The organism is Micromonospora sp. D93, assembly GCF_018070365.1.
Taxonomy (GTDB): domain Bacteria; phylum Actinomycetota; class Actinomycetes; order Mycobacteriales; family Micromonosporaceae; genus Micromonospora; species Micromonospora ureilytica.
This window is the reverse complement of the sequence record NZ_JAGPXW010000007.1, coordinates 65282-78370: the sequence shown is the minus strand read 5'-3', so window position 1 is coordinate 78370 and position 13089 is coordinate 65282. Positions and strand designations below refer to the sequence as shown.

Below are 13089 nucleotides of genomic sequence, written 5' to 3'. Positions count from 1 at the left end.
AAGGACACCACCGAGGACGGGAGTGACGGCGATGAGGGTGCAGCGCAGGCACGTGCTGGCGGCGAGTGTGGCGGTGCTCGCCGCGGTGGGCGTGTCGGTGGGGACCAGCTTCGGGTTCGCCGACACGGCCCCGGCACGGTCGTCGGTGTGCTCCGGCTCGGTGACCTTCTCGGCGGAGGGCGGGGCGCCGGCGGCGACCAGCGACCGGTTCCCGGTGGGTACGCGGTTGCGGGTGACCAACCTGGACAACAATCGGGCGGCCACTGTGACGGTGACCGGCCCGTCTGGCAGTTGCGTGCTGCTCAACGCGGCGGCCATGGAGCTGGTCCGCGAGCCGGGGAAGAACGTGATCCGCCGCAACGTGGTGGAACGCGTCGACGGCGCGGCCCCGAACGCCGGCGCACCGGCCCCCGGCACCGTCCGCCCGGGTGCCGCGTCGCCCGGCGCGTCCGGCCCGGCACCGCAATCGGTGTGCTCGGGGGCGATCACCTTCTTCGAGGAGGCGGCCGGGCCGGCGGCGACCAGCGGGCAGTTCCCGGTGGGCACCCGGCTGCGGGTGACGAACCTGGACAACAACCGGGCGACCACTGTGACGGTGACCGGCCCGTCAGGCAGTTGCGTGCTGCTCAACTCCGCCGCGATGGAGCAGATCCGCGAGCCGGGCAAGAACCTGGTGCGCCGCAACACGGTCGAGGTGCTTCGCTGACATTGGCGGAGGGGCCCGTGCACCGGGCCCCTCCGCCGCTCAGCCTGCTCCGCCGCTCAGCGGCTCAGCGGCTCAGCCTGCTCTGCCGCTCACCCGAAGGCGGCGTCGAGCAGGTCGGCACCCCGACCGAGGTGCCCGTCGGAGATCACCAACGGGGGCAGGAAGCGCAGCACGTTGCCGTACGTGCCGCAGGTCAGGGTGAGCAGGCCGGCGGCGTGACAGGCCGCCGAGATCGCCGCGGTGGTGACCGGGTCGGGGGTGAGCGTGCCCGGCAGCACCAGCTCCACGGCGAGCATCGCGCCCCGGCCGCGTACCTCGGCGACCCGGGCGTCCCGCTCGGCGATGGCCCGTAGCCGGGGGACCAGCACCGACTCGATCCGTCGGGCCGCGCCGGCCAGGTCCAGCTCGTGCATGGTCTCGATGGTGGCCAGCGCCGCGGCGCAGGCGATCGGGTTGCCGCCGTACGTGCCACCCAGCCCGCCCACGTGCACCGCGTCCATCAGCTCGGCGCGGCCGGTCACCGCGGCCAGCGGCAGGCCACCGGCGATGCCCTTGGCCACTGTCACCAGGTCGGGTTCGACGCCCTCGTGCTGACAGGCGAACCAGTCACCGGTACGGCAGAAACCGGTCTGGATCTCGTCGGCGACGAAGACCACCCCGGCCGCCGTCGCCCAGGCACGCAGCGCGGGCAGGAAACCCGGCGCGGGTACGACGAAGCCACCCTCCCCCTGGATCGGCTCGATGAGCAGCGCGGCGGCGTTCTCCCCGCCGACCTGCTTCTCGATCATCTCGACGGCCCGTGCCGCCGCGTCCGTGCCGGAGAGCCCGCCGTCGCGCAGCGGGTACGACATCGGCACCCGGTAGATCTCCCCGGCGAACGGCCCGAACCGGTGCTTGTACGGCATGTTCTTCGCGGTCAACGCCATGGTCAGGTTGGTCCGGCCGTGGTACGCGTGGTCGAACACCACGACCGCCGGCCGCCCGGTGGCGTGCCGGGCGACCTTCACCGCGTTCTCCACCGCCTCCGCGCCGGAGTTGAACAACGCCGAGCGTTTCTCGAACCCGCCGGGCGTCAACGCGTTGAGCTGCTCGCACACCGCCACGTACGACTCGTACGGCGCGACCATGAAGCAGGTGTGGGTGAACCGTTCCACCTGCGCCCGGACCGCCTCGACGACCCTCGGGGCCGAGTTGCCCACGCTTGTCACGGCGATGCCGGCGGCGAAGTCGATCCACTCCCGGCCGTCGACGTCGGTGACCGTCCCGCCGGACGCGCGGTCCACGTAGGACTGGATCACACTGCCGACGCCCCTGGCCACCGCACCGCCGCGCCGCTTGTGCAGCTCCTCGCTCGACGGCATGGCTCAGCTCTCCAGGTTGTGCATGACGTGCTTGATCCGGGTGTAGTCCTCCAGGCTGTAGACCGAGAGGTCCTTGCCGTGCCCGGAGTGCTTGAAGCCGCCGTGCGGCATCTCGGAGACGAACGGGATGTGCGTGTTGACCCAGACGCACCCGAAGTCCAGTCGACGGGTCATCCGCATGGCCCGGCCGTGGTCCCGCGTCCAGACCGACGCGGACAGGCCGTAGTCGACGCCGTTGGCCCAGCGCACCGCCTCGTCCTCGTCGGCGAAGCGTTGCACGGTGATGACCGGCCCGAACACCTCGTCCTGGATGATCTCGTCGGCCTGACGCAGCCCGGAGACTACTGTCGGCGCGTAGAAGTAACCGCGTTCGCCCTGCCGGGACCCGCCGGTCTGGATCGCCGCGTGGTCCGGCAGTCGGTCGACGAAGCCGCTGACCCGGGTGAGCTGGTTGGCGTTGTTCAGCGGACCGTAGAGCACGTCGGCGTCGTCCGGGGCGCCCGTCCTCGTGTTGCGGGCCTGCTCGGCGAGGGCCGCCACGAAGTCGTCGTGGATGCCGGGGCCGGCCAGCACCCGGGTGGCCGCCGTGCAGTCCTGCCCGGCGTTGAAGTAGCCACCCAGCGCGATGGCCTCGGCGGCCGCCGCCACGTCCGCGTCGTCGAAGATCACCACCGGGGCTTTGCCGCCCAACTCCAGGTGGGTCCGCTTCAGGTCGGGGGCCGCCGCGGCGGCCACCTCCATGCCCGCGCGGGTCGAGCCGGTGATCGACACCAGCTGCGGGGTCGGGTGCGACACGAGGGTACGACCGGTGTCCCGGTCGCCGCAGACCACGTTGAACACCCCCGGCGGGAAGAACTCGGCGGCGATCTCGGCGAGCAGCAGCGTCGACACCGGAGTGGTGTCCGACGGCTTGAGCACCACAGTGTTGCCGGCGGCGAGCGCCGGGGCGATCTTCCAGACCGCCATCATCAGCGGGTAGTTCCAGGGGGTGACCTGCGCGCAGACGCCGATCGGCTCACGCCGCACGTAGGAGGTGTGCCCGGCCAGGTACTCCCCGGCGGACCGCCCCTCCAACATCCGGGCGGCGCCGGCGAAGAACCGGAACTGGTCCACCGCCGGGGGAAGCTCCTCCTCCGCGGTGAGCTGGCGGGGCTTGCCGGTGTTGCGCACCTCGGCGTCGACCAGTTCGGCGGCGCGCGCCTCCACGGCGTCGGCGAGCTTGAGCAGCGCCCGCTGCCGCTCGGCGGGGGTGACCTCCCGCCAGCTCTCGAAGGCCGTGGCGGCGGCGTTCATCGCCGCGTCCACGTCGGCGGGGCCGGAGATCGGGGCCTGGGCGAACACCTCACCCGTGCAGGGGTCGACCAGGTCGGCGTAACCGCCATCGGCCGGGTCGACGTAGGCGCCGTTGACGAAGTTGCGCAGCTGCTGCTGGTCACTCATGACGGGATCACTCCGAAGGGGGCCGGGGGCGCGGTTCTACGGCGGTTATCGCAATCTCTCTGCCATCTTCGCTACTGAATTCGCGGCAGACAAGGGTTATCGCGACTGTTTCCGTCGACCCATCACGTGGCTTCGCTGCTCGGCGTGGTGCCCGCACCCTTCTTCGTCGCCTCCCGCCCCGCCACCGGCGAGGGGGGAGTTGACAGTCCACCACGCGTACGACGCCGCCCGGTGGGGCGTGCCACAGTTGCCGCGCCCGACCAGGTCGACGCTGCCGTCACCCCGGTGGGGCGATCTTCGGATCGGCTGGTCACCGGGCGTGCCTACGGTGCAGTTGAGCTAACTCAAGGAGCGCGTCGGTCACCAGACGGCGCTGGTCGGGTGCCAGGCGGCCGGCCGCGCGGTCGATGTCCTCGGTCAATGACCGGAGTTCGCGTAACAGCGTCTCGCTCGCCTTCACCGTTGTCGTGAGGGTCTGGCGCCGGCGGTCGTCTGTGCGCAGTTCGCGGCGGACCCAACCGGCTTGCTCCAGGCGGTTCACCAACCCGGTCGCAGCACCGGAGGAAAGGCCCAGCAGGCGGCCCAGTTCCACCGGGCCGAGTGGGTCGTCGGCGACGAACAGGTGCTTGAGCGCCAGGTAGTCGCCGGCGCTCAAGTTCATCCGGCGGGCTATCGAGGCGTCCACCTCGGCCGCGGCGGCTGCCAGGTGGTGCACCGCCCACGCCAGTTGGTGCGGTTGCTGGTTCACGCCGCCCATCGTAAGGTAGCTTAGAAACTAAGCTATATTGCGAGAGGCCCCGATGGACAACGAACGTTCGATCGCTCTGGCCGCCACGTGCGCCGCCTTCGTCGCGGTGCCCACCCTGGGCGCGGTGATCGGCCAGGGCGAGCGGACCGATCGGTACGACACCGTGATCACCCCACCGCCTTACGCCTTCGCCATTTGGGCGCCGATCTTCGGAAGCTGTGTCGCGTCGACGCTGGGCCAGTGCCTACCGGCAGGCCGCATCAGCACGCTGAGCCGCCGGACAGGCTGGCCTCTGGCAGGCGCGTACGCGGTTAACGCCGCATGGTCGTTGGCCGCCCAGACCGACCGGTTCGCGCTCACCCCGTACCTGTTGCCGGTCGCCGCGGGCCTTGCCGCGACCGCCCACGTCCAGCTTCAGCAGGCACCCCGGGCGACGGGCCTGAACGCTGTCACGCCGGTCAGCACCGGGCTACTGCTGGGGTGGACGGTCCTGGCAAGCGCCGTCAACGTCGTTGCCGCACGAGCGGATCGAAACACGCCAAAGGTGGTGGGGCCCGCGACGGCGGGCCTGCTCGCGGTCTCCGCCGCGGTGGCCACCTCAGTCGTGCGGGCTCGTCGGGGTGGGCTACCGCTCGCAGTGGCGTCCGGCTGGGGCCTGGGAGCCCTCGCGGGTATGCGAACCCGCCCGCGCGTCGTACGGCTGGCGGCAGCCGTGGGAGCCGCGGCGATCGGCTCAGCCGGGCTGGCCCGTGGCCGCCTGCGAGAGTTCGGCGCGATGAACGTCCTGACCTTACCGCTTACCCGCAGCTCAGGGACTTGACGAAGTCGCTAGCGACGTAGATTGAGGCGCAGCCAGTGAGACTCCCTCCGGCTACTCGGCGGGCTAGTCGGCCTGCCAGGTGCCGTCGTCGCGAACCCGGGCGGGGGAGCGGCCGAGCAGCAGAGTGATCAACGCGGCGTCGATGGTGTCGCCGAGGAACCACTCACCGGCCTGATCGAGCGCGAAGACCCGACCGCGTTCGTCCACCGCCAGGATGCTGTCCTGCTGCTCGGTGCCGATCGGAAAGAGGCGTACGCCGAGGACCGCGCCGAAGTCCGCGAGGGTGTCGGCGGTGTGCGCGATGGTGTGCGGGCGGATGTCGAAACGGGAGATCCACACCTGCTCGCCCCGACCGCGCCGCGCGCCGACCAGACTGGGGAACGCGGTGAGCGCCTCCACGGCGGCGGGAAAGACCTCGTGCCGATGGTTCCGCCCCGCCACCGACGTGACGTCGCGTACCGCGGCGGCGGCCATGATTTGATCCCCGATGTGTGGCCGCCAACCCGCCGCGACCAGCGCGTTGGCGACCTCCGCCGGGAAGCGCCCAGGATCGGAGTCGGGTGCCTCCGGCGCGTTCCAGGTCTCGGTGTAGGCGCGAGCCGACTCCGGCAGGACGTTCGCCCGCACCAGGAAGCTGATGCACGAGTCGCAGGGCCGCTCGGCGGGCCCACCCGCGGGATCACCCGGCTCACGGATCCGGAAGATCTCGAAGCGGGCGTCCTCCAGGAGCGCGGCTGCCTCGGCCCGCCCCATCGGCGCGATGCCCTCGGCGGCGCGGCGGTGGTCGTACTCGTGCAGGACGTCGGAGACCACGATCAGCTCCGCGTGCGCCGCCCCGCCGCGGACCAGCTCGCCCGGGGGCAGTTGCTGGAGATAGTCGCGCACGAGCGGGTGATGGTTGAGTGGCACGTCGGCCCTCGTGCCCTGGGCCGTCCAGATCCGCCCGTCGATGGTCAGGTGCGCGGCGGTGTTCGGGGTGGCGCCCCGGTGGATCTCCCGGACCAGCAGGCTCGACGGGTCGACGGTGCGGGGAGCGGTCGGCCCGGCCGGCTGGCTGCGCCGGTACAGCTCCGCCACCACAGTGCTCGGCACCCGGGGCCAGGTGGTGACCTTGCCGGTCTGCTTGTCGATGACTGTCGTCGGCAGGTCACCCGGCACCGTGCGCACCTCGGTGGGCACGACGGACGTGATGACGTAACCCAGGTCGAACTCGTCGACCATCGCGGTGCACTCGTGGCCGAGGCGCTGCGAGTCACGGCGGGCCCAGGTGGCCGCGAGCTGCTCGGCCTGTTGACGGTCGATCACGCATTGAAACTACCGGACTACACGGATCGATGGCGGCCGGTATTGTTTCGCTCTACCGACGGTGACGGGAGGGGCGGCGGTGGACGAACAGGCGGACCGGGGCGTCAATCGCGACCTACGGGCCCGATTCGACGACGTGTACGGGCAATATCAGCAGCTCAGGTCCGGTTTGGACACCCTCCAGACGCGGCTTGCCGCGCTACGGGTGACCCGGCGGTCCGCCGACGGGCAGGTGACGGCGACAGTGAGCGCGCAGGGCCAGTTGATCGAGGTCGAGCTGACGCCGGCCATCTACCGGGACCGCGACGCTGGCGCGCTCGGCCGAAAAATCACCGAAACGATCCGGGCGGCCGCGACCGCCGCCGCCGACGCCACCCGCGACCTCGTCGCCGAGAGCATGCCGGCCGGCTCCGGAGCGACCGACTTCCTCAAGACCGGCGACTACGCCGCGCTGCTCGGCCGGGCCGACGCCGCACTCGGCAAAGGTGAGGCGAAGGCATGACCGACGGGCAGCTCTGGCTTGATCCCTCCCGGGCCCGCCGGGGTGGTGCCGACCTGGCGCTCGCCGGCGAGGCGGTGACGGCCCGTCGTGTGGCGGAGGGGGGCGCGATCGAGGCCGCCAGCGGTGCCCGGCCGTGGGGCCGCGACGACATGGGCGCGGCTTTCGAGCGCAACTACCGCGGGTTCGAGCAGACCGTGCTGCGAGCCTGGGCCGGCGTCGGGCACCGGCTCACCGAACTGGGCAGCGACGTGGTCGAGGCGGTCGACGCGAGCGTGCAGACCGACGGGGCCAACGCCGCCCGGGTCGGCCGGGCCGCCGACCGGCGCTGACGGCCGGCGATCTGAGATGAGCGTGCTGCCGAGTCCCATCCCGCACCCACTGGACCACGCACCGTGGGACGTGCCCGGCTGGATCTACGAGGCCCTCGACTGGGTCGTCGGTGTGCAGTGGCCGGAGGGCAACGAGCGGGCCGTCTGGGACCTCGCCGACCAGTGGTACGCGGTCGCCTCCGTACTCGCCGGGCCGCACGCCGACGCCGCCGCGGCCGCCATCGAGGTGCACAACGGGTACGGCGCTGTCGGGGCTGTCGACGCGGCGTTCGAGGCGGCCTGGCGGGGGATCGCCGAGGGCGCCGACGCCCCGCTGCCCGTGCTGCTCGCGGTCACGGCGGACCTGGGCCGACTGGTCGAGGAGTGCGGTTGCGACATCGAGGGCGCCAAGCTGGAAGTCTGGATCGAGCTGGGCATCCTGGTCGTCGAGTTGCTCTCCGTGGCGGTCGCGGCGGTGCTCACCGCCGGTGCGGCAACCCCGGCCGCCGGCGTGGCGATCACCGCGACGCGGCTCCTGGTTCAACAGATCTTCAAGCGGCTGATGGGCCAGCTGGCCAGCAAATCCCTCAAACACGGGCTCAAGGAGGCCGGCGAGCGGGCCGCCAAGGAGGCCGCCCGAGGTGGTGCACGCGGCTTCGCCAAGCGGGCCGCCCGGGAAGGGCTGGAGGAAGCCACCGAGGAGGCCGGAGTCACCCTGGCCACCCAGGCGTACCAGAACTCCACCGGGCGGGCACACGGCCTGGACCTGACCGACCTCGGTGCCTCGGCGGTCGGCGGGCTCGCCGGCGGGGCGGTGGCGCCGCTGGCCGGCCTGGGCCGGCACGCGACCGGGCGAACGGCGAAGGTCGGGGAGCACCTGGGGCGGGAGATGACCGGCGAGGTGCTGGCCGAGGGCGCGGCGAGCCTGGCCACCGGCCAGGGCCTGACCTCGATGGAGAACGTGGCGCGCGCCGCCGCGTCCGGGGCCACCGGTTCGGCGACCGGCCAGACCGACCACGCGCTACGCGCCCGGCTCGACGCGCAGGCCAACGCCCTCGCCGGCACGTCGTTCGCGGGTCCCTCCCTTCCGTCTGTGCTGCCTGTCGCGGGGGATGCGGGAGCGTCGTCCTCCGCGGGGGTCCCGTCCGCGGCGGTCTCGCCCGCAGTGGGGGCTTCGGGTGGTGTGGCTTCGGGTGGTCTCGTCACGTCTGCTGACGTTCCCGTGCAGGCGACGGAGGCCGGCGCGGCGTCGCCGACGAACCAGGTGGCTGCGCAGACGTCTCCGGGCATCGAGCAGTCAGGGCGAGCCGGGCTGGCGTCTCCTGTCGTGCCCGACGCGCACCTGTCGTCAGCGACGACTGTTGATGCGGTGTCCGACGTGGACGTGGCGGACCGCCCGGTGAGCGCGTCCGAGGCGACGCCGTCGACGGGCGGGCCAATCGGGGTGGGAACGGGCGTACCGCACCAGGTAGCGGCAGACCCCACGCTCTCGTCGACGACCACCAACCCGGCCACGTCGGCGGTCGGAGCCGATCCGGTGTTTCCGGCGGTGAGTGCCGATCCGGCCACGTCGGCGGTCGGTGCTGATCCGCGGCTTTCGGTGGCGGCCTCGCCCGTGGTCGGTCCGCTCGAATCGGGCAGTGGGCCGGCTGCCACCGGTGTGCCGCCGACCCACCCCGGCAGCTCGCCGCACACCACCACCTCCGGACCGACCGCCTGGACTCCGGCGACCGGACCCTCCGTACCAACGATCACCCCCGGCCCAGCGGCGCCGGTCACCTTCGGCGTCCCGACCACCACCAACGGAGCGCTGCCGGTCGCCTCAACCCCACCGGTGGTGGGTCGATTCGCCGTACCGTCGCGCGTTCCGACGCGGGAGACGCCCGCCCCGGTGCGAGCACCCGATCATCCGGCCCGGGGAAGGGCGTCGATCCCCGTCGACGTGGCCGCGTTCGGTGCCCCATCGGTGCGCGAGCCCGAGACCAACGACTCGTACGCGGCGCAGTGGGCAGCCGCGGCGGAAGCCGCCGAGCGGCGGCGCTACCAGGACCACTACGAATCGCTGCGGATCGCGTTCGAGAACAACCGCCGGCAGGCCGAGGCCGCCCGCCTGCGCACCCGTGCCGTGGAGCACGATCGCCGAGCCGTCGAGTACGCCACCTACGCCCGGCAGTTGCACCAAGCCGGCAACCGGCAGTGGGCCGACGGCTGGCAGCGCGCCGCGAACGAGGAGACTCGCGCGTACACCGAATGGCGTGACCTGGCGGATGCGGTGCTGGCTGGCACCACTGCCCCGCCGGTCGTGGACATCACCGCCACCTTCGAGCACGCCAACCGGGACGTGGGCGCGCTCGCGCTCGGCGCGGTGGAGACAGCCGGCCCGTCCAGGCTCACCGGCGACGACGGTCCGCCGCCCATCGACGACTCCCGGCCGTACGGGCAGCCCGGAGGACTCCGTCCACCGCTCGCCCTGCACCAGGTCGACGTCGAACGGCAGATGCCCCGCGAGCCGAACGGCGCCGTCGCCCGCACCGCCGACCCCCGCCAGGGCGGCTGGTTCCGGCTCCTCAACGACGGCGGTCCCGCGGCCGACGCCACCCGAGGCATCAACTGCTTGGACTGCACGCTGTCACTGTTCGAGACGTGGGTGCACGGGCGGCCCCGCGTGTCGGCGCCTCGTACCTTCGACGGCTACCTGGACGGTGACATCCGGCGCCCCATCCGTGGCGAGGCGGGCGGCCCCGGTCGGGTGGAGGACGTGACCGGCGGGCGCTTCCAGAAACTCCTCGCGCCCGGCCACCCTTCGGACGCCGCGCAGGCGCGGCAGGCCGCCGACCGGGGCTACCGCAACCTGCACGACCAACTGCTACTGGGCGGCCACGGCAGCTACTCGTTCCTGGTCACCGAGTGGGCGCACGGCGGTTCGCACGCCTGGGTGGCGCTCAACCAGAACGGCACGGTGCTCTACGTGGACCCGCAGAACGGCGTGGTCCGGGACCGGCCGCTCTACCCCGACGTGGTCGGCATCGACGCGCTGGTGCTGAGCGGAGACGGCCGGCCGATGCCGCTCGGCGGACTGCCCCGAGGGCGGTTTAGTGAGCGACCCGACCTGCTGGATCACCCGCCGACGCATGACAACGGCGGACACGGCGACCCGTACATCAACCGGATGTACCTGCTCCTCGACGGCCCAGGCTCGGCCCCGTGGTCGCCCGACGCCGACAATCCATCGAGCGCCGATCTCGACCAGCCCACACCGGGTGGCGCTCCTGCCCGCGCCGTGTCGTCGGCCAACACCGTTGACGAGGTCTTCGCGGCCGGCGTGACTCCCGTTGAGTTCGCGACGGCGGTCGACCCGCCCACCCTTCGTCGGCTCATGCCGGACCTGGACGAAGCCTCGGCACGGGATCTTGTGCGACTGTTCGCCGACGACCGGGTCCGGGACATGCTCGACAGCGCCCGGCGAGAGCCGCCCCCTAACGAACCGGACCTGGCCGAGCACCTGGTGCGGCAGTTGGTGCAGCACCCTGACCTGGCGCGCATGATCCAGTCCACGCCCGAACTCGCGAAGTCGCTGACGGCCCGGCCGCTGACCCTCTATCACCTGGCCAGCCACCAACAGGCCATCGACGTCCTCGCCGAGGTGCTCGACGACGTCGCCCAACAGGAGGCCATGCGACAGGATTCGGACCGCCCGCAAGTGCCCCTACCGGAGCCGACACCCCTCACCGGCGAGCAGCTGAGGATCAGCGCGAGTATCCAGGTGCGTCGGGGGCCGGTCGCGCAGGCAGGGTTCGACGAGGTCCGACGCGACGACGCCGTCTACCGGAAGCACTACCTCGACAACCTCTATTCGGCGGCGATAGAGGCGCAGGCAGACCTGAATCAGCTAGCAGTGTCCCTAGCCCATGTCGGTGGTCTTCCCGTCGGAGAGCCCGGCTGGCGTTCTCAGCCCAAGGACCGTCGTCGAGCCGAGGACAAGGTGAACAAACACCAGGGCGATGCTTCCAAGCTGCTCGACCTGGCCGCCGCGAAGGTCGAGTTCCGCAACCTTGGCGACCTCTACGCCGCACTCGGGCGAGTCAAGGGGCACCCCGGCATCGTCGTCGTGAGCTGTGAAGATCGGTTTGTGTCGCCGATGAGTAGTGGCTATCGGGACGTGCAGATCGTGCTTCGGATGCGGAACGGTCACCTTGCCGAATTCCGCCTACACCTGGCTGCGCTTGACGCCGTCGCGGTCTGGGAGCATGTGCTTTATGAGGTCCGACGTGACGTGGAGGCTCTCGCCGAGGAAGAGGGCCGAGCTTTGACGCGTCGGGAGCGAGCGATCACGGACGGCATTCGTCTTCGTGAGCAGCAGCTGTTCTGGACGGCATTACAGTCAACTTTCGAGGAGAAGTCTGAATGACCGAGATGTCGGGTCTTGTGCTTCCCTCCTACTACCTCTACTACCAGTCACCGGTGAAGATCGTCGAGACTCCCGACGGCGGTGCCAGGGTCTGGCGGCTGTCTATCGACTCTGGGGGTTGGCACGAGAAGAACGACATCTTTGTGGAGATAACGCTAGGCGTCGGAGGTGACATATTCCGTCGTACGGCAGAGGACTTCGTTCAGGAGGTCGAGGCGTTCCGGACTCACTATCTCAAGGGTGAAGGGCCAATCTTCGCGCTCTACGAGACGGTGCGTTCGATCGAGCTTCTGGCGGACGCCGAGGCGCGTCACGAGACGCCGAAGGAGCAGGCGCTCATTCGTGGGATCCGGCAGCGGACGTTCGTCATGTTCGAGGAGCAGCTCCGCGCGGCCGGTGATCCTGGCGCGGACCCCGATATCGCGAGAGCGGCATAGGCGTGGTTCGCGGATGGACAGACGGAGGGGCAGTCAGTGATGGCCGAAGGACTGGATGCGCGGCTGGTACGGGCGCACCTGCGGTACGAGCAGGCGGTCTTCGGTGGCGACGCGAAGTCGTTGGACGAGGCGGAGCGGGATCTCACCGCGCTGGACGCGGATGTGGCGTTGGCCCGGGGGCGGCTTCTGCACGCGCGTTTCCTCGATACCGGCTTGGAGGACGCGGAGGAGTTGCCGCTTTTCGAGCGGGCCGCCGGGCTGTACCGGGAGTTGGGTGATGCCCGTGGTGAGGGGGAGTCCCTTTTCTGGGTGGGCACGGTCCACCAGGTCATTCGGCAGGACCAGGCGGCCGCCGGCCCGGCCTTCGTCCGGGCGCGCGAGTTGGCTACCGCGGCGGGGGATGAGCTGACGCTGTCGTACGTGCTGCGGCACCTCTGTTTCGGCGAGCAGGCCGCCGGTCGTGTTGATGGGGCGCGGGATTTGCTGACGGAGTCGACCCGGTTGCGCCGGAAGTTGTCCTTCACCGCGGGAGTCGCGGCGAATCTGATCGGTCTGGCGGATCTAGCGGCGGGCGACGGTGATCGGGAAGGTGCCCGTGAGTTGCTCGACGAGGCGGCCTGGCTCGCGGCCGACAGCGGCGCGCACGGGGTTGGCCGGTGGGTCGAGGAGGCCCGTGGCGAGTTGGGGCTTGCCTGACGGTGGGGCTTTGGTCGCGAATGGCGATCGGTGGGCCCTGGAAGCGCCGAATAAGATCGACGCATGGCGAGATCCGCTAAGCAGGGCGACAGGTTCTATCTCTGGGCCTGGCCGGTTGGCATCCTGGTCGGCCTGGCGATCGGCATTCCCGTGTTCGGGGCGAAGGGTGGTGTCGCCTTTGGTGTCGCCCTCAGCATTGCCTTCGTGCTGGGCCTGGGTGCGATCAGGAGCCGGGCCAAAGGCGACCCTGCCCGGGGTGGCCCGGACGGTAGGGCCGCCGGGGATGGTGCCGAGGCCGCAGGTCGAGGGTGATCGACTCCGGTTCATTGAAGTCGGGGCATCCCGGTCCGAGGGATAG

At 71.1% G+C, this 13089-nt stretch carries 12 protein-coding genes; 8 read left to right on the top strand and 4 right to left on the bottom strand.

What is annotated here, in order from left to right; all coding sequences use genetic code 11:
* The first annotated feature begins 31 nt into the window (after positions 1 to 31).
* Positions 32 to 706: a hypothetical protein gene (locus KBX71_RS11180; protein WP_124815590.1), complete on the top strand. Its 675-nt coding sequence runs from the start codon at positions 32 to 34 to the stop codon at positions 704 to 706.
* Between the two features lie 89 nt (positions 707 to 795).
* On the opposite strand, the gene gabT is transcribed toward KBX71_RS11180, so the two are convergent.
* From gabT to KBX71_RS11165, 3 genes are all read right to left on the bottom strand, one after another.
* Positions 796 to 2067 (bottom strand): 4-aminobutyrate--2-oxoglutarate transaminase, encoded by a 1272-nt coding sequence (gene gabT / locus KBX71_RS11175; protein WP_210817875.1) that lies wholly within the window; start codon positions 2065 to 2067, stop codon positions 796 to 798.
* A 3-nt stretch (positions 2068 to 2070) separates the two neighbouring features.
* Positions 2071 to 3507: a gamma-aminobutyraldehyde dehydrogenase gene (locus tag KBX71_RS11170; RefSeq protein ID WP_210817874.1), complete on the bottom strand. Its 1437-nt coding sequence runs from the start codon at positions 3505 to 3507 to the stop codon at positions 2071 to 2073.
* A gap of 310 nt (positions 3508 to 3817) precedes the next feature.
* Positions 3818 to 4264, bottom strand: coding sequence for a MarR family winged helix-turn-helix transcriptional regulator (locus tag KBX71_RS11165; protein WP_210817873.1), 447 nt, complete (start codon positions 4262 to 4264; stop codon positions 3818 to 3820).
* A 43-nt stretch (positions 4265 to 4307) separates the two neighbouring features.
* Between KBX71_RS11165 and KBX71_RS11160 the strand changes: the two genes are divergently transcribed.
* Positions 4308 to 5075: a hypothetical protein gene (locus KBX71_RS11160; RefSeq protein WP_210817872.1), complete on the top strand. Its 768-nt coding sequence runs from the start codon at positions 4308 to 4310 to the stop codon at positions 5073 to 5075.
* Positions 5076 to 5138: 63 nt separating this feature from the next.
* Here KBX71_RS11160 and KBX71_RS11155 read toward each other — a convergent pair whose 3' ends face one another.
* Positions 5139 to 6380 carry an SUKH-3 domain-containing protein gene (locus tag KBX71_RS11155; protein WP_210817871.1) on the bottom strand — a complete coding sequence of 414 codons (1242 nt, stop codon included), beginning with the start codon at positions 6378 to 6380 and terminating at the stop codon, positions 5139 to 5141.
* 79 nt (positions 6381 to 6459) lie between these two features.
* On the opposite strand from KBX71_RS11155, the gene KBX71_RS11150 reads away from it, so the two are divergent.
* The 6 genes from KBX71_RS11150 to KBX71_RS11125 all read left to right on the top strand — a co-directional run bounded on the left by KBX71_RS11150 (position 6460) and on the right by KBX71_RS11125 (position 13043).
* A complete protein-coding gene (locus KBX71_RS11150) occupies positions 6460 to 6882 on the top strand; it encodes a YbaB/EbfC family nucleoid-associated protein (protein WP_210817870.1) in 423 nt (140 codons plus the stop codon).
* Entirely contained in the window at positions 6879 to 7211 is a 333-nt protein-coding gene (locus tag KBX71_RS11145; RefSeq protein WP_210817869.1) for a hypothetical protein, read from the top strand. Before KBX71_RS11150 ends, KBX71_RS11145 begins: the two co-directional genes overlap by 4 nt.
* Before the next feature lie 16 nt (positions 7212 to 7227).
* Complete coding sequence (locus KBX71_RS11140; RefSeq protein ID WP_210817868.1) at positions 7228 to 11598, top strand: toxin glutamine deamidase domain-containing protein; 4371 nt, start codon at positions 7228 to 7230, stop codon at positions 11596 to 11598.
* The gene (locus KBX71_RS11135; protein ID WP_210817867.1) at positions 11595 to 12035 is read left to right on the top strand and encodes a hypothetical protein; all 441 of its coding nucleotides are present in this window, start codon (positions 11595 to 11597) and stop codon (positions 12033 to 12035) included. The genes KBX71_RS11140 and KBX71_RS11135 overlap by 4 nt, the downstream gene beginning before the upstream one ends.
* Positions 12036 to 12074: 39 nt before the next feature.
* Positions 12075 to 12731, top strand: a complete 657-nt coding sequence (locus KBX71_RS11130; RefSeq protein ID WP_210817866.1) for a tetratricopeptide repeat protein — start codon at positions 12075 to 12077, stop codon at positions 12729 to 12731.
* A 63-nt stretch (positions 12732 to 12794) separates the two neighbouring features.
* Positions 12795 to 13043, top strand: a complete 249-nt coding sequence (locus KBX71_RS11125) for a hypothetical protein (protein WP_210817865.1) — start codon at positions 12795 to 12797, stop codon at positions 13041 to 13043.
* Positions 13044 to 13089 lie beyond the last annotated feature (46 nt).